The sequence below is a fragment of the Peribacillus sp. GL_122 genome (assembly GCF_057835005.1).
This window is the reverse complement of record NZ_CM174415.1, coordinates 1,362,629-1,385,626: the sequence shown is the minus strand read 5'-3', so window position 1 is coordinate 1,385,626 and position 22,998 is coordinate 1,362,629. Positions and strand designations below refer to the sequence as shown.

At 40.9% G+C, this 22,998-nt stretch carries 20 protein-coding genes and 1 pseudogene; 5 read left to right on the top strand and 16 right to left on the bottom strand.

Translation table 11 applies throughout. The annotated features are described in order from the left end of the window. Window positions 1-192: 192 nt before the first annotated feature. From AC3ISB_RS06735 to AC3ISB_RS06710, 6 genes are all read right to left on the bottom strand, one after another. Window positions 193-606 carry a MerR family transcriptional regulator gene (locus tag AC3ISB_RS06735; protein WP_179891048.1) on the bottom strand — a complete coding sequence of 138 codons (414 nt, stop codon included), beginning with the start codon at window positions 604-606 and terminating at the stop codon, window positions 193-195. Between the two features lie 84 nt (window positions 607-690). Next, window positions 691-2,331 (bottom strand): SulP family inorganic anion transporter, encoded by a 1,641-nt coding sequence (locus AC3ISB_RS06730; protein ID WP_141992525.1) that lies wholly within the window; start codon window positions 2,329-2,331, stop codon window positions 691-693. A 547-nt stretch (window positions 2,332-2,878) separates the two neighbouring features. After that, complete coding sequence (locus tag AC3ISB_RS06725; protein WP_489275882.1) at window positions 2,879-4,288, bottom strand: GH1 family beta-glucosidase; 1,410 nt, start codon at window positions 4,286-4,288, stop codon at window positions 2,879-2,881. A 304-nt stretch (window positions 4,289-4,592) separates the two neighbouring features. Next, entirely contained in the window at window positions 4,593-5,714 is a 1,122-nt protein-coding gene (locus AC3ISB_RS06720) for an NADH-dependent flavin oxidoreductase (RefSeq protein WP_489275880.1), read from the bottom strand. 21 nt (window positions 5,715-5,735) lie between these two features. After that, window positions 5,736-6,044: an iron-sulfur cluster assembly accessory protein gene (locus AC3ISB_RS06715; RefSeq protein WP_489275879.1), complete on the bottom strand. Its 309-nt coding sequence runs from the start codon at window positions 6,042-6,044 to the stop codon at window positions 5,736-5,738. A 109-nt stretch (window positions 6,045-6,153) separates the two neighbouring features. Further along, the gene (locus AC3ISB_RS06710) at window positions 6,154-7,137 is read right to left on the bottom strand and encodes a Gfo/Idh/MocA family protein (protein ID WP_489276877.1); all 984 of its coding nucleotides are present in this window, start codon (window positions 7,135-7,137) and stop codon (window positions 6,154-6,156) included. Window positions 7,138-7,342: 205 nt separating this feature from the next. On the opposite strand from AC3ISB_RS06710, the gene AC3ISB_RS06705 reads away from it, so the two are divergent. Then, window positions 7,343-8,128: an SDR family oxidoreductase gene (locus tag AC3ISB_RS06705; protein WP_489275878.1), complete on the top strand. Its 786-nt coding sequence runs from the start codon at window positions 7,343-7,345 to the stop codon at window positions 8,126-8,128. A 63-nt stretch (window positions 8,129-8,191) separates the two neighbouring features. Here AC3ISB_RS06705 and AC3ISB_RS06700 read toward each other — a convergent pair whose 3' ends face one another. Beyond that, entirely contained in the window at window positions 8,192-9,412 is a 1,221-nt protein-coding gene (locus AC3ISB_RS06700; protein ID WP_489276875.1) for a multidrug effflux MFS transporter, read from the bottom strand. Window positions 9,413-9,692: 280 nt separating this feature from the next. After that, window positions 9,693-10,670, bottom strand: coding sequence for a 2-hydroxyacid dehydrogenase (locus AC3ISB_RS06695; RefSeq protein ID WP_098371251.1), 978 nt, complete (start codon window positions 10,668-10,670; stop codon window positions 9,693-9,695). A gap of 328 nt (window positions 10,671-10,998) precedes the next feature. Here AC3ISB_RS06695 and AC3ISB_RS06690 point away from each other — a divergent pair, with 328 nt between their 5' ends. Beyond that, on the top strand, window positions 10,999-11,964 hold the full coding sequence (locus AC3ISB_RS06690; RefSeq protein ID WP_141992508.1) for an MBL fold metallo-hydrolase: 966 nt from the start codon (window positions 10,999-11,001) through the stop codon (window positions 11,962-11,964). A 54-nt stretch (window positions 11,965-12,018) separates the two neighbouring features. Here AC3ISB_RS06690 and AC3ISB_RS06685 read toward each other — a convergent pair whose 3' ends face one another. Together AC3ISB_RS06685 and AC3ISB_RS06680 are read right to left on the bottom strand one after the other, a co-directional pair. Then, the gene (locus tag AC3ISB_RS06685) at window positions 12,019-12,990 is read right to left on the bottom strand and encodes a TRM11 family SAM-dependent methyltransferase (protein WP_489275876.1); all 972 of its coding nucleotides are present in this window, start codon (window positions 12,988-12,990) and stop codon (window positions 12,019-12,021) included. A gap of 146 nt (window positions 12,991-13,136) precedes the next feature. Then, on the bottom strand, window positions 13,137-14,228 hold the full coding sequence (locus tag AC3ISB_RS06680; protein ID WP_489275875.1) for a CotH kinase family protein: 1,092 nt from the start codon (window positions 14,226-14,228) through the stop codon (window positions 13,137-13,139). A 155-nt stretch (window positions 14,229-14,383) separates the two neighbouring features. On the opposite strand from AC3ISB_RS06680, the pseudogene AC3ISB_RS06675 reads away from it, so the two are divergent. Both AC3ISB_RS06675 and AC3ISB_RS06670 read left to right on the top strand, forming a co-directional pair. Further along, window positions 14,384-14,437 (top strand): annotated as a pseudogene (locus AC3ISB_RS06675) (hypothetical protein); the annotation flags it as partial. A gap of 22 nt (window positions 14,438-14,459) precedes the next feature. Continuing rightward, window positions 14,460-14,837: a hypothetical protein gene (locus tag AC3ISB_RS06670; protein ID WP_489277048.1), complete on the top strand. Its 378-nt coding sequence runs from the start codon at window positions 14,460-14,462 to the stop codon at window positions 14,835-14,837. A 1,202-nt stretch (window positions 14,838-16,039) separates the two neighbouring features. Here AC3ISB_RS06670 and AC3ISB_RS06665 read toward each other — a convergent pair. The 3 genes from AC3ISB_RS06665 to AC3ISB_RS06655 are packed head-to-tail and all read right to left on the bottom strand — an operon-like array spanning window position 16,040 to window position 18,782. After that, on the bottom strand, window positions 16,040-16,351 hold the full coding sequence (locus tag AC3ISB_RS06665) for a DUF3870 domain-containing protein (RefSeq protein ID WP_096338406.1): 312 nt from the start codon (window positions 16,349-16,351) through the stop codon (window positions 16,040-16,042). Between the two features lie 23 nt (window positions 16,352-16,374). Beyond that, window positions 16,375-17,580: an acyl-CoA dehydrogenase family protein gene (locus AC3ISB_RS06660; protein WP_430098199.1), complete on the bottom strand. Its 1,206-nt coding sequence runs from the start codon at window positions 17,578-17,580 to the stop codon at window positions 16,375-16,377. 14 nt (window positions 17,581-17,594) lie between these two features. Next, the gene (locus AC3ISB_RS06655; RefSeq protein WP_480339223.1) at window positions 17,595-18,782 is read right to left on the bottom strand and encodes a CaiB/BaiF CoA transferase family protein; all 1,188 of its coding nucleotides are present in this window, start codon (window positions 18,780-18,782) and stop codon (window positions 17,595-17,597) included. Window positions 18,783-19,237: 455 nt separating this feature from the next. Between AC3ISB_RS06655 and AC3ISB_RS06650 the strand changes: the two genes are divergently transcribed. After that, window positions 19,238-20,176, top strand: a complete 939-nt coding sequence (locus tag AC3ISB_RS06650; protein WP_480339224.1) for a DHH family phosphoesterase — start codon at window positions 19,238-19,240, stop codon at window positions 20,174-20,176. 135 nt (window positions 20,177-20,311) lie between these two features. Here AC3ISB_RS06650 and AC3ISB_RS06645 read toward each other — a convergent pair whose 3' ends face one another. Genes AC3ISB_RS06645 through AC3ISB_RS06635 form a run of 3 tightly spaced genes read right to left on the bottom strand, consistent with a single transcriptional unit; the run spans window position 20,312 to window position 22,897 of the window. After that, window positions 20,312-21,328, bottom strand: coding sequence for an aliphatic sulfonate ABC transporter substrate-binding protein (locus tag AC3ISB_RS06645; protein ID WP_141992514.1), 1,017 nt, complete (start codon window positions 21,326-21,328; stop codon window positions 20,312-20,314). Between the two features lie 41 nt (window positions 21,329-21,369). Next, window positions 21,370-22,122: an ABC transporter permease gene (locus AC3ISB_RS06640; protein WP_098371259.1), complete on the bottom strand. Its 753-nt coding sequence runs from the start codon at window positions 22,120-22,122 to the stop codon at window positions 21,370-21,372. Continuing rightward, window positions 22,055-22,897, bottom strand: coding sequence for an ABC transporter ATP-binding protein (locus AC3ISB_RS06635; RefSeq protein ID WP_063232114.1), 843 nt, complete (start codon window positions 22,895-22,897; stop codon window positions 22,055-22,057). The genes AC3ISB_RS06640 and AC3ISB_RS06635 overlap by 68 nt, the downstream gene beginning before the upstream one ends. Between the last annotated feature and the right edge of the window lie 101 nt (window positions 22,898-22,998).

Sequence of the window (22,998 nt, the reverse complement as noted above, 5' to 3'; positions counted from 1 at the left end):
AAGTTCTTCTTTTTCCATTCCCTTATATCCTTCATCTTTATCGAAAAAAGATCTATAGAGTCAGTTCAGCCAAAATAAAGTACTGCTATCATATAAAGCTCAGGTTATGAGTTTGAATATAGATTTTCAAATGACCAGTTCAACAAAAAAAAGACCCAACCAGGTCTTTTTTTGTTGAACTCGGCAATTAGCTTAGGTGAGCATGGCAATGATGCTCAATAAAGAGCTGCCCCGAACTGAAAGCTGTTGTGCAGCATATGTTAATTGCTGTTCATCGAGCTGTTCCAGTAACGGCTTTAATTCAAGCAATTCATTCTCCAGTCCTTTAAGGTCTGTAGATATCTTGTCCACCATCAAGAGCACTTGCTCAGAATCAACAGTGGTTTCAGACAAGACTTGTAACCGTTCCTTGATTTCAGTCAACGGCATATTCTGTTCCTTATACCGATTAATCATTTGAAGACGATTTAAAGCATCTTCTGTGTAATATCGATATCTTGACCCAGTTTTTTCATAGTTCAGCATTCCTAATTGTGTGTAATAGTCAATGGTTCTTCGCGAAACATTCGCAAGTTCAGCAAGCTGGCCAATCCGATATACATCCACCCAGATAGTCACCTTCTTTTTAAATCTACTGTTAACGATACTATAACATAACTATCCTAAATGGTGACTTCGAGGATGAATCTATTAGACTACTTTATCCGAATTGCCCTTCAACTGCTTCTTGGCAAAATACAGGGCATCTTCCTTCGATTTAAAAAAGTGCTGTTTTTCTATTTTATGATACAAACCTGTGCTGAGTAACAATTCCTTTGGTTGCTGCTGGATTCCGGAAATGATTAATTTCCCCTTATATTTACCGATGCGATTAACAATCGCCAATAGTGCAGCCTCTGCTGAAGTGTCCATATATGTTACCCGGCGCATGCTTAATACCAACACTTTCGTCTTATTATCCAAGTTCTCCAAGATCGATGACTCCAGGACGTCTATCGAACCAAAGAAGAGGGGACCTTCCAAGTTATACACATTGATCTTTGAATCCGAATTATCGATTGGAACAATCTCAGTAACCTCATGACTTCTTTCCCTAACCTTTAACGTGTGGCTCATTTTTGCAATGAATGTGATGAATGCAATCAATAAGCCGATTCCCACTCCCATGATTAAATCAGTGAAGACAGTGATGAGGAAGGTGACCAGCAAAACCGCAGAATCCGCCGTCTTCGTTTTCAATACATGAGCGAATTCCTTTCTCTCACTCATATTCCAGGCAACAAACATCAATATGGGCGCCATGCTAGCCAAAGGTATATGTGCTGCATATGGAGAAAGCACCAGCAAAACCAGTAAAACGACAATACCGTGAATGACTCCGGACATCGGGGAGACTGCCCCGCTTTTTATATTGGTGGCAGTCCTGGCAATAGCACCTGTTGCAGGTATCCCGCCGAAGAATGGGGTCGCGATGTTCGCGATTCCTTGCCCAACCAATTCCTTATTGCTATCATGCTTGGTTCCCCCCATGTTATCGGCCACGGTAGCGGATAACAATGACTCGACACCGCCTAACAAGGCAATTGTAAATGCAACGGGAAGGAGTGTAATAATGACTTCCACTGAAAGCTCCGGCACTTGGAATTCCGGAAAACCTTTCGGAATCGCTCCATACGTGGAACCAATTGTAGCCACCTTATCGGGAAATAAAAAGTAGGCTGCCATTGTTGATATTAGCAGACCCAGAAGCGGTCCTGGCACTCGGGGCAGAAGCCTAGGTGCCAGCAGTATGACGACAAAACATATAATCGCAACAAACACACTATATATATTGATCGTTTCTGCTTTAATCACCAGTTCCTTCATGTTATCCATGAACGCTTCATGTTTTTCCACTTTCATGCCAAAGAAGTTGGCAATTTGCCCTGAAAAGATTATTATCGCAATTCCTGTTGTAAATCCAATGATGACTGGACGAGGAATGAACTTCATCAAATTGCCCAACTTAAGAAGACCCATCAAGACCAATATCATCCCCGCTAAAAACCCGGCAATAAGCAGACTTTCATACCCATATTGCATAACGATTCCAAATAATAAAGGAACAAACGCCCCGGTTGGTCCTCCAATTTGATACTTGGAGCCACCCAAAATCGATATGAGGATTCCAGCGATGATGGTCGTATATAACCCATATATCGGTTCGACGCCTGAAGCAATTGCAAAAGCCAATCCTAAAGGAATGGCTACAACACCTACAACCAATCCTGCCGTTACGTCCTTTTGAAAACCCTTCATATTATATCCTTGAAATCTAGAATCTTTTATCATCCTTTTCAAACTCACATCCTTGTCGTTTTTTAAAATTGGAATCTACCATCATCAGGAAAAATGACGTTCTTTCATTTTTGAGGGAGTTGCTTGATCGAAATTAATCTAACTATTGTAGTTTTTTCAACGGGACAAACCATGCGGGGGACTTTTCAAAACTAAGAAATAATCGTCATATGTAATCTCCTTTGTTAAGTTATTTGACATGGTTTCGACCACGCTTCAACATTATACAGTAAAACGTAGAACTGTACATTGTTAGTAACATTAACATTTGTTTACACCTTTTTGCATTTTTTTACATCCGCATTACAATCCGGGACCATACTTCCAGGCTGGTTAATTTGAAGCCGGAGATTCAGACTACAAATCAGGAAGTTTGAACTTTGGACTAATTCCCCATAACGGAAACCTTGATTACATTAGAAAAAGCATGTTTTGAGAAAGGTTTCTCAAAGCATGCTCTATAAACCTAATTTCGTATTTCGGCTCAGGCTATATATATACATAAAACCTCTTGATTAAAATCAAGAGGTTTTCTTTTAGTTTACAGCTCTTCTCCTCTCGTCTCGATAATATTCTTATACCAATGAAACGACAGCTTCTTTTTCCGGTTTAACTGATCATGATGATCCACGTAAATAAATCCGTATTGCTTCTTATACCCGTTTAACCAACTTAATAGATCAATGACAGACCATGCGTAATACCCTTTTAAATGGATACCTTCTTTGATTGCACGTTTGATCACTTTTAAGTGTTCCTCAATATATTTAATACGGGGAACATCCACTATTTCACCATCGATAATCGGATCCTCATCACCAAGCCCGTTCTCTGTAACATACATTTTAATATCACCATAACGTTCTTTTAACATATGCAGCCCATCTAAAAATCCTTGAGGTGAGATTTCCCAGCCCCATTTTGTATATGTTTTATCTTCCATCTTTACGGTCCGATAAAAGCCATCAAAAGACGGGTTCCCTGGAGCTAGAGTAGATGTTTCTCTTGAATGCTCCATGTTTGAAGCGGCTTCCCGATTTTTTTCCACGCGAATGGGCTGGTAATAATTGAGTCCAATAAAATCATTTTTCTCCGCATTTCTTTTTAGCGTATCCAGTTCTTCTTCGGTCCAACTTGGCGTCCAGCCTTTTTCCTTTAATTGCTCAACCACATAACCTGGATATTCACCTTTTAAAATAGGGTCATAATACCAAAAAGTTTCATATTCATTGGCATGCCGAGCAGCCAATACATTGTCATGTTTGTCATTTATACTGTAAGCAGGCAGGAAAACATGGGTAATCCCAATTTCACCGTAATGATTCAGTGTCTTGTATACCTCTACCGCTTTTGCATGTGCATAAAAAACATAATGTGTCGCTTGAAAGTATTTATTTTCATCGTTTTGGATTCCAGGCGGGTGCGCTCCTTTTAAATAGCCCAGACCGCAAAACATAACCGTTTCATTAAACGTGATCCAATGTTTGATGCGGTCTCCGAATGCGCGAAAGCAAATTTCCGCATACTTGACGAATGCTTCAGCTGTTCGCTTATTCGTCCATCCCCCATCTTGTTCAAGCGTCAAAGGCAAATCCCAATGGTACAGAGTAACAAATGGAACAATCCCATATTTTAAGCATTCATCAATAACATTATTATAAAATTCCACGCCTTTTTCATTTACTTCCCCGTCACCTGTCGGCAAAATACGTGCCCATGAAATGGAAAACCGGTATGATTCAAGTCCCATCTCTGCCATTAATTTAATATCTTCTTTGTAACGATGATAATGGTCTATCGCTACATCCCCGTTTGTACCTTCATATGTTTTCCCTGGAATCTTTGAAAAGACATCCCAATTCGTTATACCTTTTCCATCTTCATCCCATGCTCCTTCTATTTGAAAAGAAGCAGAAGCTGCTCCGAATAAAAAATCATGTGGAAATTTCATTATAAACCCTCCATTTTCATACCCACTTGTAAAATTGATAATAATATATTTTATTTATTGGTACAAATATTAATATGATTATATTACTTTCATTCATATTTGACTACATAAAATTTACATTAAAGATAGTATTTACTATGAAGAATGAATAAATCCAGAATCAATAATTCACGAAATTAAATGACGTTAATTCTGCAGAATCAATCTCGCTTTTTTAACAAAAGGTGAATAACTTATTAGTTGTTAGTTTCATATGAACACATACAAAACCCGTCCTCCATTGGAGGACGGGTAACATTAACAATCACTCCACAACCGGGAGCCAACCTTTTATCCCAATCAACTTTTCCCAAAGCGGATCTGGAATGACCAGTTCATCCTGATCCCTTTTTGAGAGGGTGGTCCGTATTTCCGCTTCTTTTCCAGACCTGATTTTTTCAATCCAATGCGGTTCCATAAGAAGCTCACGGCCAAGGGCGATAAAAGGGACACCCGTTTCCATAGCTTCTGCAACTTCATCAGGTGTATGCAGTGATCCTACGCCGACCACAGGAATACGATTACCTACTTTATCGTAAATTTTAACGATGCGCGACTTTGTCCTATCACTCTCACGGAAAGAGCCATTCCAGAAGTGACCTACCGATATATGTAGATAATCCAGGTTTTGATTCGCTAGTCTGTCAACGAATTGGATCGTATCATCTAAAGTGATTCCAGGATTGCTGCCTTCTTCAGGAGAAAGGCGGTAGCCTATGATAAACGGCTTTTTCGCATGCTGGGCAACCGTTTTCTCGACTTCATTCACAATGGTAAGCGGGAAAATCAATCGTTTTCCCAGTGTCCCACCCCAGTTATCCGTACGACGGTTCGAATGTGGCGAGAAGAATTGTTGAAGCAAGTACGTATTGGCACCATGTATTTCCACACCATCAAATCCTGCTTCGATGGCCCTTCTTGTTGCTTCGCTAAATGCCTTAATAACCTCTTGTATATCGTCTTCACTCATTTCCCGCGGTACAGGTGCTTCATCGTTTGAAGCAATGGCACTTGCAGAAACAGGCTGGTTATCAGGCAATAATTCCAACGGACTTTGCCGGCCTCCATGATATATTTGCAGAATCGCTTTTGACCCGTTGGACTGGATCGTTTCAGCTAGTTTTCTCAAGGATGGGATAAAGGAATCGTCATCTGCACTAAGCTGGCCTGGGAATCCCTTTCCTCCAGCAGATACATAGGCACATGCCGTGACCACCGCACCTACACCAGCCGAACGCTCTGCGTAATAGGCCAGTTCATCATCGGTTACAACGCCTTGATCATCCGAAGAATAAGTGGTCATAGGAGCCATCATGATACGATTTTTCACTTCTACCCCTGATGGAAATTTATATGGTTGAAAGATCTTTTCGTATTTTTGATTCATGCCAATCCTCCCCCTTTACTCTTAGTGGTGATGATGTCCGTGCGGTTCTTTAGAAGGGTTCGTGATTTCAAAGCCTTCTTCAGGTACATAGAAGTATTTAATCCAGACACCATCTAGAAATTCTTCACGTGAATCAAGTAAAATATCGATATCTTTATCTGTTTTGACGATTTCATCATGTTCTGCCGGTATATCTAGTTTCATGTCATAATGGGCATGATCGCCATGCATATGGGTGACATATACACGAATCATCTTCCCTTTTGCTTCTTCAGTGCTCAGCATTTTTTGTAAGACCTTTGCTGCATTACGATTAATTTTGCATTTCATGTCCATTCCCCCAACAATAAAATTATCCCTGTACTGAATTCTACCCAATTACGGGTTATCAGTAACATCCATTTTTACCCTTACTTATTGGCCATGTCCACTCAAATGCTTAGCGGTCTGAAGGAAAGACGATGCCGATTTGCTTTCTTGCTTCATCCATGATTTCCATAGTCAATAGTGAATTCGAATATGAATTTATATCGGACTCCATTTTCCCCTGCTGTATCAATTCAACAAATTCTTTCGCTTCATAATACATGGTAGGCATATCCTGATTAACCGAAATATTTTCAGTGGTTCCATCCCGATACTGAATATCCACCGCTTGCGGTCCTGAAATTTTCTGAATGATGATGCTTCCAAGTTCACCTTGAATTTCCGAAGGCAAATTGGATTCAGTAATTTTGGAGAATATGACGACTGCCTCCATTTCATCATAGGAAAGCAGAATCGTACCTTGCCCATCGACCCCTGATTCAAGCATCGTTCCTGATGCCTGTACCTTATTTGGTTTACCGAACAGAACAACAAGCGGATAGAGTACATAAATACCAAGATCCATTAAAGAGCCACTGGAGAATTCAGGATTGAATGCATTCAGCACAGTGCCTTGTTTATACGAATCATATCGAGATGAATATTGGCAAAAGCTTCCCGAGAAACGCCGTACCTTCCCGATTTTATCCAAATTCCCCTGTATACTTTCGAAATTCGGCATGATGGTAGATTTCATCGCTTCCATCAATAGCACATCATTTTGTTTTGCAGCCTCAATCATTTCCCTTACTTCTGCCGCATTTGAAGCCATTGGTTTTTCACATAATACATGTTTTTTATTTTGTAAAAACAACACGGCTTGCCTGCAATGATGAGAATTAGGGCTTGCTATGTATACAGCGTCAATTTCATTGCTGGCGGCCATTGCTTCTAAATTCGTAAAAGTCGTATGTACTTCGTATTTATTGGCAAATTCCTTGGCTTTCTCTTCTGTACGTGAGTACACGGCTGTTAACGATAAATCCTCTACATGCTTTGCAGCCTCCAAAAATCGTTCCGTGATCCAATTTGTACCTATTACCCCTAATCTTATCAACATCCTATCCCCTTTCAAGCTAACTTTATTATGTCCTCAATATACAGACATTTCACTGAAAAACAAAGTTTAATGAACACTCGCAATTGTTTAAATTGGATTTTTTAGGCAATGTTCGTTTATAATTTTTCTATAATACCACTGCCATGATGTTTCTACATACTCCCTAACGGGAAAGCAAACTTAAAAGGAGCGTGTGAAGTTTATGACAGAATTAATGAAAAACAAAGTTGCCATTATTACCGGTGGAGGATCGGGAATTGGCCGGGGTGCCGCCCTGAAACTAGCTGAAAACGGCGCGAACATCATCTTTTTTGACCGTACAGTCGAAAATGCCGAAAAAGTGAAGGAAGAAGTGGAAAAACTTGGTCGAGATGCATTAATCATTAAAACGGATGTTTCCAAGGCTGAGCAAGTTGAACATGCCTACAAGACGGCCCATGAACATTTTGGGAAAATTGATTTTGTATTTGCAAACGCAGGCATTAACGGAGTGATTGCCCCTATAGAAGATATAAAGCCAGAAGATTGGGATCAGACGCATACCATCAACCTCAAAGGCACCTTTCTCACCATCAAATACGCCATTCCCTACATGAAGGAAACGGGTGGCAGCATCGTAATCAACAGCTCCATCAATGGAAACCGATATTTCAAGAATTTTGGTTTTTCTGCTTATAGTTCATCCAAAGCTGGTCAAGTCGCTTTTGGGAAAATGGCTGCACTCGAATTGGCAAGATATAAAATCAGGGTAAATACCATTTGTCCCGGCTCCATCGATACGAACATTCACGATAACACATTCCCGGAAGATGAAAACTTAAAAAAAATCAGGATTCCCATTGAATATCCCCAAGGCTCTCAACCCCTGGCGAAGAAGGCGGGGAATACCGAACAAGCTGGTGATCTCGTATTGTTTCTAGCATCAGACATGTCTTCCCATATTACGGGCACGGAAGTTTATATCGATGGAGCAGAATCGCTATTATGATTCATACTTACGCCCCTAAAGGAAAAAGCTGAAATCCACATCAGGGATTTCAGCTTTTCCTAATTAAACTCGCCTTAACCCACGACGGGCAAGGATTAAATAAGCGCACATGGCGATGACATGACAACTTACCATCACAATTCCCATCGGCAAGGGTGACTCACCTGAACCTAGTCCCACCAAGGGAGCCATTAGTGATCCTAATATGAAAGGAAGCAGGCCAATTAAAGCCGAAGCACTGCCTGCTGTTTTTTTCTGATTTTGCATCGCTAAAGAAAAACTCGTTGTACCGACAATACCGACGCTGGAGACGGAGAGGAATAAAGCGACCAAGATTCCTGCCAACCCAATTTCGAGAAGGACTGAGGCAAGAAGTAATATTCCCCCAAACAAAGCTAGACATAATCCCATTTGAAGCAGTTTTTCTTCTTTAACCTTCCCTGCCAGCTTCCCGGCAACTTGTGAAGCGATGATGATCCCAATTCCGTTTATCGCAAAAATCAGACTGAAGGTCTGTGGGGAAACGCCATAAATGTTCTGGAGAACAAAAGGTGATCCGGAAATATAAGCGAACATGGCGGCACTTATGAATCCTTGTGAAAAAGCATAGCCCATAAACACACGATCTCTCAATAAGTTCCAAAATGTCCTGATAGTATCATTTACCCCACCTGGACTTCTGAGATTGGACGTTAAAGTTTCCTTTATCCCAAAAAATGCAGCCGCAACCATAATGATACTTAATACTGAAATGACAACGAAGACTCCCCGCCAAGACGTGAACTGCAAAAGTTGACCGCCAAAAACCGGAGCCAATATCGGTGCCGCCCCATTAACAAGCATTAACATGGAGAAGAACTTAGTCAAATCCGATCCTGAAAAAAGGTCACGAACTATCGCCCTTGAAATGACAATGCCTCCCGCTCCCGCAATACCTTGGATAAATCGTAATAATAAAAGCAATTCAATGGTTGGAGCAAAAGCGCATAACAGAGAGGAAATGCAATAAATGGATAAAGATATGATTAACGGTGTCCTTCTTCCTTTTGCATCACTTAGCGGCCCTAAATAAATTTGTCCTAAAGCCAATCCTAACAAGCAGGCAGTCAAGCTCAGCTGCGCTAATGACGTACTGCTTTTCAAATCCTCTGCCAGTGTAGGGAGACCCGGTAAATACATATCAAGTGACAGTGGTCCAATCGCTGCAAAAGACCCCAGCATAAGAGCCATCAACAGCCTTTTGGATTTAGTCATTTCGATGCCTGATGATATCGTTTCCTTCATTTCAATCATTATTACCCCTATCCCTTTCAACTAATTGTTTTTCCTGAATAAAACTCGACTTTCTTTATTTTACAAAAGATCCGAACAATTTACGATAAGTATGCTTCCCTTGAATTGGATTCTTCCCTCCAGCACTCTATTAAGTAATGTTCAAAACTCAGAAATCTTCTAAAAAGGAAAAATCTTAAATGAGGAAATATATTTGAGGATACTACGAACCAAAGGGAAAAACTATTAAAGTTCTAAACGATTCCCCATAAAAAATGACCCCATTTTGGGGTCATTTTGATTTATTCAACAATACTAAATTACGCGGAGTATCACCAGATAATCCATCCATCAAGTTTTGTGCCGCAAGAGCTGCCATCTTCAATCTTGTGGCAATGCTGGCACTCCCGATATGCGGCAGTGTAACGACATTGGGCAATGTTAGCAGCGGGTGATCCACAGAGACGGGCTCTTCTTCGAATACATCCAATCCAGCCGCCCAAATCTCTCGGTTTTCCAGCGCCTGGTACAACGCCTTTTCATCGATAATCCCGCCTCTTGCGGTATTTATGAGGACAGCCGTCCCTTTCATTAATTCCAGCTGCTCCTTGCCAATCATATAAGTGGTTTCCGGTGTGAGCGGCAGCATGACACAAACGAAATCCGATATTTGGAGCAATTTTTCAAGGGGCTGATATACGATTCCTAATTCTTTTTCCTGTTCATATTTACGGCTTCGATTAAAATAAATCAAGTTCATATCAAATCCCTTAGCTCTTTTTGCAAGGGCTTCCCCAATCCTACCTAATCCGATTATACCAAGCGTTGCGCCGTGTACATCTTGTCCGGTCAGCTGCATCGGCGACCATGTTTCCCACCTTCCGCTCCTTAAATAATCTTCTGCCTCCATCATCCTTCTTGCCGTTGCAAGCAGTAAGCCGAAGGTTAAATCAGCTGTCGTTTCCGTTAAAACCCCCGGTGTGTTCGTGACCATGATGCCCCGTTTTGTTGCACTTCTAACATCAATATTATTATGGCCCACTGCCATATTCGCGATGATTTTCAGGTTAGGCGCTCGTTCAATCAGTGACTCATCGATTTGTTCCGTCAATAAGCAAAGCAGACCCTCGACTTCTTTCATTTCTTCTTCAAGGACTTCTCTAGGGACCGGTATATCCTCTTGATCCCACATCCTGACATCATAATTCCGACTAAGACCTTCGATGATTTGTTCCGGTAATTTCCTTGTAATATAAATTTTTGGCTTCAAACCATAACCTCCTATACCGTTTCATTCCATGTAACACATTCTTGCACCATTTTTCACCTTCAGTTTTCATTACCCAACAATTAATTTTAAGAATATTGGCTAAATTACTAGCTTGTTTATTCAATTTTAAAATAAACTAGATAAATAGACCATCCATTTCCAATCATTCTTACTATTAATTTTCTCGTTTACAAGGAGGCTTCCGCTTGACAGTTTTAATTCATTCAACTAATCATAGAATAATAACCCTTTAAATCTATTCGATCATTAGTAATACAACAATTTTCCAGATGAAGTTTATCTCGATTTAGGAGGATATGGGACGTTCATGAAAACGAAAACAACATTTAAAATTTATCCAATCATAGCTCCAAGCGCTTTATCTTTAAAAAGTATAAACTTTTATTTAGTTAAACAGGATGAATCTTTAACATTGGTCGATGCAGGCATGAATGATGACGTCTGCTGGAATGCACTTCAGCAAACATTAAACGAAAATGGATTTACCGTTGGAGATATCACGGAAATTTTATTAACCCATCACCATGGAGACCATGTTGGTTTGGTCAACCGGATTACCGAACTCCATCCGATTCCCGTTTATGCCCATTCTAAATCCATTCCCCGTTTAAAAAGGGACCCTGACTTCTTAAATATGAGAATTGAATTCTATAAGCAGCTTTACATTGAGATGGGCTGTGGTGAACTTGGAGATAAACAAGTGGCTTACCTATTCAACGCGGTCGATAATAATAAAGATCAAAAACTGAATGGTGACATCATCGCAATCACGGAAAAACAATGGCTGAATTTTGAAGTGATCGAATTTCCCGGGCATGCCCCGGATCAAATTGCTTTCCTTGACCAAGAAGGGAAACGGCTTCTTGCCGGTGATTTATTGATTGAACATATATCAAGCAATGCCTTGATCGAACCTGATGAAAACGGTAATAGAATGCTGACTCTTGTAGATCATATCGATTCATTAAAACGCTGTTTAGCATTACAGGTTAATCTCCTCTTTCCTGGTCATGGTAACATCATTGAACAACCTGGTCATTTGATTGAAAAAAGACTTAATAGCATAGAGAGAAAATCACAAAAAATCCTGACCTTGATAGAATCCGGAATTTCTACCGGCAATGAACTGGCAAAGGAGTTTTACAAACAAAAATATATTGCAGAATTCCCGCTCGTCATGTCAGAAATCATTGGCCATTTGGATTATTTAGAATATCAGGGGAAGGTCACGAAACAACTCGTTGAAAATGTAGTTCATTATCAAGCTAAATGACATCAAAAAAAGGCTGGAATCATTAAAGATTTCAGCCTTTTCTTGATGATGAACTCACACACACACTACAACCTCTCGGGAAAAAATGCCTTTCCTGGCCACACAGCGATCAGCAATTTCAAATCCTGCTTCTTTAATCATATGATCCATCGTGTCGATCGTTACGACGACGACCTTGTCAGCAAAGCTTCTGGCATGTTTAAGGATCGAAAGCTGATCTTCCGGCGTCGCATGTGTATATAAATTGTAAGGCATATCGATAATCGCTACATCATATTTACTAATGACCTCCGAAATCGGACCTGTAGTTACATCACCTTCGAGGCCGAAATAGGCAATGTTCTCCCTGGAACCGTCGGTAACAAGCGGGTTAATATCCCGGCCATCAATATTGATCCCCATCGATAGGGCTTCTACCAATACCGTTCCAATTCCGCAGCATGGATCAATTGCCTTCACTCCATCCGGATGTGGAACGGCTATGTTGGCAATGGCCCTTGCCACTCTTGTGCTAAGCGCTGTTGAATATTCCCGGGGCTTCTTCATATGTTTTAACCAAACCGCTTCAGGCTTGACATACTTCCCAAAATACCAACGTCCGCCAAGTGTCACGATTCCAAAGACCTGATCAGGATTACGCACATCGGCATTTCCCTGAATATGCCATCCTATCTCCCGTTCAATTTCACGCTGTCCATCATAATCTATTTTTGCATCTTTATTCAAATCATTAATTTTTACGAATAATACTTTGAACGTCGAATCAGGCAAATGAATACCTTTCACTTGCTCAACGATTTCGGATATGCTTTCCCCCTCAAACATGACGTCGACCCGCCCTTTTATAAAAGGGCTTCTGCTCGGTTCAATTGCTATATCACTTTTCAAAATATTTCCTGAAGTCTCAAAGCCAAAGAACGAGCGCATCTCCATTTTAGATAATGAGCGTTCGTCAGGGCTGCATGTAAACGTATATATATATGCCGGTTTGCGGCTATGATTAATCAATCCATTCCCATCCTTCATTACTTTAGATTATATCTTTCTATCAAACATAGCTGTAATGGTATAGAAAAGCAAATGGAATCGTATGTAAAAAGCATGAATGCTTTTCTTTCAACACTCACGCTGTTAAATTTTTCATTGTTCCATCACTATTAGGAAAGGAATTATTAATCCAATTTATGCAGCCGGCTATTTATATACTTTGCACGGGCCTCAATGAATTTCAGGATGAATTCGGGCTCATTATCAAATTTCACAATATCCCCCTTGATATATGGATCTTTTGAAACATAAGGTCTTATTTGATCATGCATTTCCTGAATGATAGGTTTCATATAGCCCACGTTAAAATGATTGTTCAAAATCTCCTTTAGAAGTTCTTGGTACCGGACACGAAATCCCCTCACATCAAGGATTCTAGCAGTCAATGTATTGAATCCCTCGATTCCCACATAATCCTCTTCCATCACTTTCCCGTTAACATCCCTGCCCCATGTCGCATCATAATCCCATGGAATCATTTCAAAGAGGCCAGTATCTCCATTTCGATACAAGGCATAGTTATGAACGAATCCATCATAGTTTTGCGTAAATATGACACCGGCCAGCCAGCGCAGGTACTTTTCCACATCGACATATTTTACGATTTCCTTTTCAAAATCTACTCTTGAAATTGTATTGATTTGGAGGATCAACTCTTGTAAATATAATTCATCCTTTGCTGTCCCGCATTTTTTTTGATAGCCCATCTCCAATGATTTTTTGATTCCTTTATCCAAATCGCTCATCAATGAGAAATTGGCATCACCATCCACTGCATAGAAAATGGCTCCCTTGGGCAGTCCCCTTTTCTTCAAATAATATTCATCCACCGATTCCAACTCTAGGTATATCCCTTCGTCCTTTCCGTTCAGATTCAGGAAAACGAACTGGGAGTTCGGTGATAAGGTGCCTATATCCGCAAAAAAGTCTAAAGATAATTTATTTCTTAGTAAAGATTTATCTTTATATTCGGCATTTAAATGAACTTCCTTGGCATTCTTATAAGTATTAGGTTTATAAAAGACTACATTATAGGATTTTTTGCGAAAACCGCGGATATGTGAGCCACGGTAAACAATATCAATATCAAGTTTTTTTCTGTTAAGTGTTAACTTTGCCGGTAAAGGATCATTGCACCATATATCTCTGCGAAGTTCCATTAAATTAACTGGTGGAATAAAAAGCTGGTACATAGGCAGCTTCTTGTCAGCATTCATATAACCCTTTCCTTTCACTTTCACTTTCATATTAAATTATGAAAAAAAGCGAGGGATGTCACCAAAAACAAATTTTTATTAAAAATTGTGCTATTATCTCTGGCATATTACGTACAAGCGCATAGTTTAACGTATAGAAAGGGGGATATATAAATATGTCTGACATCATTCGAAATATTCAAAATGCGGTGGATAGAGCCAATTCCTTCGGGTTAGGCGATTTCATGTATAATGACCCATGTTCAAAAGGCCGTTCTTCACGTAAAAAAAACAATAATAGGCGAACTTCCCGCAGAAGCACTAAACGTTGCACTAGCAGGAGGAGGTCCACTCGCAGCACGCAAAGACGCACTAGCAGGAGGAGGTCCACTTTCAGTACGCAAAGACGCACTAGCAGGAGGAGGTCCACTTGCCGTACGCAAAGGCGCACTAGCAGGAGGAGGTCCACTTGCCGTACGCAAAGGCGTACTAGCAGGAGGAGGTCCACTTGCAACAGACAAAGGCGCTCCAACAGAAACCGGTGTTCGTCCAACCACTGCAGTTGGCTTTGCGGCAATAACTTTCGCAATAAACGGAGAAGGTGCTTCTAGTTTCATGGTACCGTTTTAATGTACAACTAATATTTTTTTACTAGATATTAAGCTTTACTTTAAAGTCCAATTTCTATACAAAAACACAAACTCGTCCTATAGGTAGGGGCGAGTTTTGTGTTTTTAAAATTATCACGATCGTTAAATCCATTCAAATGTCCCTTTCCTTAAACAATAAAAAACACTGCCATTTATAATGACAGTGGACTTAGTAGACAAAAACAAAGTGATTGGAACGGAAGGTCCTAGACACCTGCGGGATAAACGCCGAAGAGCACTCGGACCGCCCGCGGAAAGCGAGTGCCCTACGTGCAAAAAACGTTCAAATTTTACAAACCCACAGGAAAAGTTCTGGCTTGATTTCAGAAATCCGCTCCCTTTCCGCCGACTGTCTGCCAAGCCACATCAAAGCAAGCGCCTATGGGGTCTCGGCTAGCCAGTTATTCGGCAGGAGTGTCGCAAATTTCTTCAATTTAGTAAGAGTTTTATAAAACAGGAAAAAACCATAAAGTGTAACCTAGTCTTAATCAAGTCTTGTTTTTAAATTATGGTAATCATCCATCAGTAAAATCATGAAAGGGATTCGGGATGAGACCATTCCCCCCCTTTTTGTAGACAAAAGGGTTTCTATCTAAATTTTTAAAACAAAGTTGATTGGAGCGGGTGTGCGAGACTCCTGCGGGAAAAGCGCGTCCAGGGGAGACCCCACAGGCGTAAAAAGCGCCGAGGAGGCTCCCGGATCGCCCGCGAAAAGCGAGTACCTGGAGTGGAATTCAACGTTCAAAATTTAACACCCCCTCAAAAAAAACGTTCCATATAAAACAATAAAAAGTCATGTAGTATAACCAAGTTTTGTTTTTAAAATATGGTTTGCTAACGATTGAGAACTACTAGCCAATTGGTCGCAAAATATCAAACAATGCTTTAGCCATAAATATTCCACCGCTATTCCAACCACTATTAAAATACTTATTAATAGCAAAAGATTTATTTTAAAATATTCATCCATGAATGATTTAGCACCTCTCTACAGTTGCCTAAGAATGAACATTTGGTCCAACTCCAGCATAAGTTCTTGTTGAAGCGAAACCGGCAGCGGGTTAAAATCAGTTCACTAATATTTTCATAAAATCCGCAGCTCCATCATTTATTTGCCATGTACCTGAACCTATAATAAAGGATCCTACCCTTTTACATACGGTAGGACCCTTCAAGTTTCGCTTATTTAACGGAGACCAATTCGAACTGTGCATACACATCCTTCAGCCCTGCTTGAATGGCTTGACCGGCCTTCCCACGATAATGCATTTGCACACGATCAATCAATTCTTCGATACCATCTTTCAGGCAATAACCGCGCAGCAGTTGACGAATGAATTCCCTGCCATGTTCTGTAGCAAGTGTACAGGAAGCTTCGACTATTACACCATATTTAAAGTCAAGCTCTACCGTGATCGTGATGGAATCATATATATTTCTCGCTGCCATCCCTTGTGGAAGTTTTGCATGCCCTGCAATAAGGTATGTGTTCATCATCTGATCTCCTCTATCTATAGTTAATGGACGGAAACTTGCTTGAAGGGCCATGCAGGCAATTGCTTACGAAGCTCTTTATCTTGTCTGTAGCCAAGTGCGTATTCGCCCTGCATTACAGTATGAATCTCACGGGTTCCTTCGTAAATGACCGGGGCTTTTGAATTCCGCAGAAAACGTTCCACTGGATATTCATCCGAGTAGCCGTAGGCACCATGAATTTGAACAGCATCATTGGCCGCTTCGTTAGCAGCATTACATGATATCCACTTTGCAAGTGATGTTTCCTTCGTATTCCTTGTTCCTTGATTTTTCAAGGTTCCCGCTTTAAAGACCAGCAATCTGGAAATCTCTAAATTTGCGGTCATCTTGGCAATCATCTGTTGAACTAGCTGATGCCTGCCAATCTCTTTTCCGAATGTACTTCGTTCATGGCAATACTTCAAGCTTGCTTCCAGGCTTGCTTCTATTAACCCTACAGCACCTGCGGCCACTGTAAACCGGCCGCTGTCCAATGCCGACATGGAAATTTTAAAGCCCTCACCTTCTTCACCAAGCCTATTCTCGACCGGAACTTTTACATCCGTTAAAAAGATTTCGCCTGTATTCCCGGCACGAATTCCTAATTTCCCTTTAATGGCTTTCGACTCCACTCCCTCGAAAGTCCGTTCCACAATAAAAGCAGTGATTCCCCTTGAACCGGCATCATGATCCGTCTTGGCGAAAATGAGGAAATGATCTGCATAATCACAGAGCGAAATCCATGTTTTTGACCCGTTCAAGATATAATGGTCCCCAACACGTTTTGCTGTTGATTTCATTGCCGCAACATCAGACCCTGCATTCGGTTCAGTCAGCCCAAAAGCGCCAATCTTGATCCCTTTTGCCTGGGGTACTAAATATTTCTGTTTTTGTTCTTCCGTCCCCCATTGCAGCAAGGTCATGCTATTTAACCCTGTATGTACAGAAACTGCAGTTCGGTAAGCCGTATCGCCTCGCTCCAGCTCTTCACAAACGATGGCAAGGGTATTATAATCCATTCCGACTCCACCATACTCTTCGGGTATACAAACGCCCATCAACTGTAATTCCGCTAACCTTTTTAAAATATGCGGCTGGAATTGACCTTGCCTATCCCACTCTTGAATGTATGGGATAATTTCCTTATCCACAAATTTCCTTACCACTTTTTTCACACTTTGCTGCTCTTCTGTTAATTCGAAATTCATCATTAAAATTCCTCCTAAATAATTTTATTTTCCTTGAATTTGCTTATTTGGTCTGGACTATATCCAATTTCAGACAAAATGGAACCGGTATGCTCACCATACAGTGGCGGATGCTTTCTCATCGTAACCGGCGTTTTTGAAAGGTTCAGTGGCGATCCCGTCACTCTAAGATCTTCGATTGTGGGATGTTCCATGTTCACCAACATGCCTCTTGCGATGATTTGCGGGTCCTCGAACATCTCTGCGATATCATTAATCGGACCATTGGGTATCCCAGCATCATCAAATAGCCTTTTCCATTCTTTCTTTGTCTTTCCTTTCAACAAATCCTCTATTATCGGTATTAATCCTTCCTTGTTCAGCAAACGTTTTTCATTATGCTTAAACTGTTCCTGCTCGGCTAAATCAGGTCTGCCTATAACGGCTGAAAACCTCCTGAACTGATCATCATTTCCTACAGCCACAACAAGCTCCCCATCACTTGTCCGGAACGTTTGGTATGGAACGATATTGGGATGTTGGTTTCCCATTCGTTCAGGGGTCTGGCCACTGAATAAATAGTTGCTGGCGACATTCACCAATGAAGAAACCTGGCAATCCATTAACGAAATATCAATTTCCTGTCCTTCCCCCGCTTTATCCCTATGATGCAAAGCGGATAAAATGCCAATGCATGTATACAAGCCAGTTAATATGTCAGCTATGGCCACCCCGACCTTCACGGGGCTTCCATCTTTTTCTCCTGTGATGCTCATCAAACCACTCATCGCTTGAATGATATAATCATAGCCAGGCAAATCTTTATAAGGTCCGGTTAAACCAAATCCCGTAATCGAGGCCATGATCAGCTTGGGGTTGCATTCCTTTAAATCCTCATAGCCTAACCCCAGTTTTTTCAACGTGCCCGTCTTGAAATTTTGAATCACTATATCCCCTGAAGACACCAACTTGCGGAAGATCTCTTTCCCTTGTTCCGACTTTAAATTCAAGGTCATGCTTTGCTTATTTCGATTGGCACATAAATAGTAAGCGCTTTCTCCTTGGGCGAATGGCGGACCCCACCCTCTCGTTTCATCCCCTGACTCATGATGCTCGATTTTAATAACCTCGGCACCCAAATCACCGAGAATCATTGAACAAAACGGCCCCGCCAAAACACGGGATACATCGATAATCCTGACACCTTCCAAAGCTCCATTCATATCATCACCCCTTTCAAACTGTCGGGATACACAAAAAAGAGCCAGTAAAACCAACAATGTCATTACATTGAATGTTTCACTGACCCTTATCCACGAACTGTCTTCCTGCAAAGGAAGATCAAGTGAACCAAGTCAATTTTTATGGATTCCAGTTTTATGACAAGCCGGCCATGCAGCAAGGTAACTTGCTGTCATCGGTTTGGTAAATTAAGTATAGTCTCATTTTTTGAATTTTGCAATAATTTTGTTCAGGTGTTTTCATTACATCCACTATTATACTCTTTAGCATACTTCCCGTTTAATATAAAAATACACCCCTCAATCCAGAGTAATCGGAAATTGCCTTTATTCGTGAGGCATGTGATGATTGAATATGCATAACTGTCAATATATGAATTTTTCATACTATCAATTATCGCTCGACAGAAAAGGAAAGATTAAAAGGAGATGGCGATATGGACAATAAAAAAGCGGAAATAATCGAAGCGATCAAGAAATACCACACAATTATCATTCATCGTCATGTTAATCCGGACCCGGATGCATTGGGATCACAAATCGGTTTAAAGAAGCTATTGAAGCATTCCTATCCTTCTAAAGAAGTCTATGCGGTAGGCGAAGAAGTGGATAAGCTTCTATTCATTGGTGATATGGATGTCATTTCCGATAACAAATACAAAGGTGCCTTAGTGATTGTTTGTGATACTGCCAACATTTCACGGATCAGTGATTCCCGATATGATCACGGGGACATGCTCATCAAAATTGACCACCACCCCGATTATGAGCAATTTGGTGATCTTTCTTGGGTCGACCCCTTTTATAGCTCTGCCAGTGAAATGCTTGTTGATTTATTCTTGGAATTTCCAGAAGGCTTTATCATGAATAAAGAAGCAGCTAAATCATTTTATACAGGAATACTTAGTGATACAGGTAATTTCATGAATGGGAATACAACTCCAAGGACATTAAAAATGGTTTCGCACTTAAGAACTTATAATATTCATCCAGAAAGAATCCATAACAGCCTTAATATAAAGACGAAAAACGCTTCAAGACTTCAAACAGACATTCTCATGAGCTTCAATGTAACCGAAAAAGGGATAGCTTACTTCATTATTACGGAGGATCTGTTAAATATGTATGGTGTGGATCGAATTGAAGCTTCGAATTTAGTTAATACGCTATCAAGTGTCAGGGGCAATAAAATCTGGGTTTTCTTCATCGAATATCCTTCTGAAATCCGTGTCAGGATACGTTCACGGAATATCCCCATCGCTTCAGTCGCACGTCAATTCAATGGTGGAGGACATTCACTGGCTTCAGGCGCTACCATCCATTCCTGGGATGAGGTTGATCATGTTATCCAAGCATTGGATCAAGTCTGCCCATAACAGGGAGTTCATTACCTGCCGTGGTTATGTGTATGATTATAATCCCAGGCGCAATACGATGAAATAATTCTGCCTTGACCTGATTACAAAAAAAGCGCCAAAGCCAGGATGGCTGAGGCGCTTGCTTGTTTCAATTTATTTGGACACTTCTTCAAGAATTGATAAATCGATCATGCCTTTTATATCATTGCTAGGAATATAACCAGCTTCTTTGCTTATGTCTGCCATTTCCTGAATGACTTGCTCATTAACTTCAGTTGTCACTTCAAGGCGTGAAAATGCTGAAGCCACTTCTTCTTTACTTAATTCTTTTCCAGTCAGTTCCTTCAAATGCTTAATAACCAATTCTTGGCTTTCTTCAGGGTTGTCTTGTATAAACTTCACCGCTTTTTCATGCGCTTTCAAATAGGAAGCAGCGAGCCCCTTTTTATCCAAGAACTTCTGGCTTGCAGCCACTACCGTGTTAGGTGAGTCTTTCCCCCATGCAAATTGATCCCAGTCAAGCAATAACTTTCCTTTTGCCTGGTTTTCTAATACATAACCCCATGGTTCCTGAGTTGCTGCTGCATCGACAGATTTTTGGACAAAAAGGGCGGTTGTGTCAGCAGGTGCCGCCGCATACAGCTCAACTGTCCCCCCATTCGTAGTCGGTTTTAAGTCAACATCTTGAAGGGCCTTCCTAAGCATGACATCCTGTGTGCTTCCAATGACGGGAATCGCTACCTTTTTACCGCCCAAATCTTTTAAATCCTTAACTTTGCTGCCCTCGCTAGCCACAAGTACGGCACCTCCATTAACAGCCCCGGAGATCAAGTGGTATTCAGGGTTTTTTACGTAAAAGTTAAGCAATGGACCAGGCCCGACCGTTCCGACATCAATGGCGTTTGTAGCCATTGCTTCCATGAATAATCCGCCATTGGCCACTGTTTTGGTTTCAATCTTAACATCTTTACCGAACTCTTCTTCGAAAAAGCCTTTTTCGAGTGCAATGATCGTTGCACTGTGGGTTAAGTTAGGAAAATATCCAATTTTCACGGATTTCCCCCCTGAACCTTCTCCTTCTTCATCATTGCTGCTGGATTGAGTGCATCCGCTTACTATTCCGATTAACAACACAGACAGAATAAGGGCAAAAAATGATTTTTTCAGCATATTTTTCTCTCCTTTTGAACTATTATTTTATTAAACTACCGTTACTTCACTCCCCATTTCAGTTGAACATTACGTTCAAGGCGGGAAAAGACAACATTATCCACGATTGTTCCGATGATTGCGATGATGATCATCACGGAGATGACCAAATCCATTTGTCCCAGTGATCTGCCCATTTCCAGCAATTGTCCAAGACCGCCTCCCCCGCCAAGTAATTCACCTGCCATCAGTGCACGCCAGGAAAAGGCCCATGCAATTCGGAGACCGGATATTATTTGCGGGACGGAGGCTGGTAAAATCACGGTGCGAAGAAAATGAAACCCGGTCGATCCATATGTTTTGGCAACCCGCTGATACAACTGGGGTACATTCCGAAAACCACTTGTTGCATTAACCGTCATCGTCCAAGTTGCGCCGATGGTGACAATAAAGAGAATCGAAAAATCATTCAATCCAAACCAAATGATCGCTAAAGGGAACCACACGATACTCGGGATGGACTGTAGTGCCGTCACGACGAATCCTAAAGTGTCTTCAACCAATTTAAAGCGCCAAATGAAATATCCTAATATTAGACCTACTATAATGGCAATCGTAAAGCCGATCAGGATACGACCAAGGCTTTTTGCGATGGCTTCAGTTATTTGTCCGCTCATCAGTCCATTAAACAGAGTTTCCAAAACCTGGGTCAGACTTGGGAACATGAATTCCGGAAGACTGGAAAGTCTAGATGTGACTTCCCATATCCCCGCTATCATCGCGATGAATATGATTCGTCTTAAAGCTGTAATCATTCCCCATTTCCTCCTTCAGCACTTTTTCAATTTCCTCCTGTAAAATCGATAGAACCCTTTGTTCTGTATGCAAAGTTACACTATCCGGCATAACTCCATCTTTCATGGAAGGGACGGAAATCGTCTCTTTAATTTTCCCGGGACGGGTTGCAAAGACGATAATTTTTTCGGAAAGCTGAACAGCCTCACGAATATTATGGGTAACGAAAAAGATTGTCACTTTAGTTTTTCTCCAGATTTCGAGCAGTTCTTTATGCAAGACCATCCTCGTTTGCTCATCCAGCGCAGAGAATGGCTCATCCATCAACAGGATATCCGGTTCCATCACCAACGCTCTTGCGATGGCCACCCTCTGTTTCATGCCCCCTGATAGTTGATGTGGATAGGAGTCAACATATCGGCTGAGGTGAACCATTTTTAAAATGTCCAATGCCTTGGCTTTAGCCTCTTCATTGGGAATTTTCTTTAACTTCAATCCGTATGTAACATTTTCAAGTACCGTCAACCAAGGAAATAACCCCGCCTCTTGAAATACTACGACCCGTTCCGGACCTGGCTTCATCACTTTTTTTCCAGCTACACGTATTTCACCTACATCTGCCTTATCAAGTCCGGCAATCAGATAAAGGAGTGTGGATTTACCACATCCTGAAGGGCCGACGATCGAAACGAAGCTTCCTTTCTCGACCTCTATGTTTATCTTATCGAGCACCTTTATGCTTTCTTTCTTTTCATTTTTAAAACTTTTTTCAATGCCATCTATTGTTAAATACATAAAGTCACCCCACTTTTATATCGCATCGATTTACTAAACATTATTTCTTAATAATGATTAATCCAATGGTTTTTGTCAACTATAAAAATGCAAAAATTCTA

Coding starts and splice junctions, on each gene's coding strand:
- AC3ISB_RS06635 (WP_063232114.1), bottom strand. CDS start 22,897: ATGTATTTAACAATAGATGGCATTGAAAAAAGTTTTAAAAATGAAAAG.
- AC3ISB_RS06720 (WP_489275880.1), bottom strand. CDS start 5,714: ATGAATCAAAAATACGAAAAGATCTTTCAACCATATAAATTTCCATCA.
- AC3ISB_RS06640 (WP_098371259.1), bottom strand. CDS start 22,122: ATGATTACAGCTTTAAGACGAATCATATTCATCGCGATGATAGCGGGG.
- AC3ISB_RS06700 (WP_489276875.1), bottom strand. CDS start 9,412: ATGAAGGAAACGATATCATCAGGCATCGAAATGACTAAATCCAAAAGG.
- AC3ISB_RS06690 (WP_141992508.1), top strand. CDS start 10,999: ATGAAAACGAAAACAACATTTAAAATTTATCCAATCATAGCTCCAAGC.
- AC3ISB_RS06670 (WP_489277048.1), top strand. CDS start 14,460: ATGACCCATGTTCAAAAGGCCGTTCTTCACGTAAAAAAAACAATAATA.
- AC3ISB_RS06660 (WP_430098199.1), bottom strand. CDS start 17,580: ATGAATTTCGAATTAACAGAAGAGCAGCAAAGTGTGAAAAAAGTGGTA.
- AC3ISB_RS06685 (WP_489275876.1), bottom strand. CDS start 12,990: ATGAAGGATGGGAATGGATTGATTAATCATAGCCGCAAACCGGCATAT.
- AC3ISB_RS06650 (WP_480339224.1), top strand. CDS start 19,238: ATGGACAATAAAAAAGCGGAAATAATCGAAGCGATCAAGAAATACCAC.
- AC3ISB_RS06715 (WP_489275879.1), bottom strand. CDS start 6,044: ATGAAATGCAAAATTAATCGTAATGCAGCAAAGGTCTTACAAAAAATG.
- AC3ISB_RS06645 (WP_141992514.1), bottom strand. CDS start 21,328: ATGCTGAAAAAATCATTTTTTGCCCTTATTCTGTCTGTGTTGTTAATC.
- AC3ISB_RS06730 (WP_141992525.1), bottom strand. CDS start 2,331: ATGATAAAAGATTCTAGATTTCAAGGATATAATATGAAGGGTTTTCAA.
- AC3ISB_RS06705 (WP_489275878.1), top strand. CDS start 7,343: ATGACAGAATTAATGAAAAACAAAGTTGCCATTATTACCGGTGGAGGA.
- AC3ISB_RS06725 (WP_489275882.1), bottom strand. CDS start 4,288: ATGAAATTTCCACATGATTTTTTATTCGGAGCAGCTTCTGCTTCTTTT.
- AC3ISB_RS06655 (WP_480339223.1), bottom strand. CDS start 18,782: ATGAATGGAGCTTTGGAAGGTGTCAGGATTATCGATGTATCCCGTGTT.
- AC3ISB_RS06680 (WP_489275875.1), bottom strand. CDS start 14,228: ATGAATGCTGACAAGAAGCTGCCTATGTACCAGCTTTTTATTCCACCA.
- AC3ISB_RS06665 (WP_096338406.1), bottom strand. CDS start 16,351: ATGAACACATACCTTATTGCAGGGCATGCAAAACTTCCACAAGGGATG.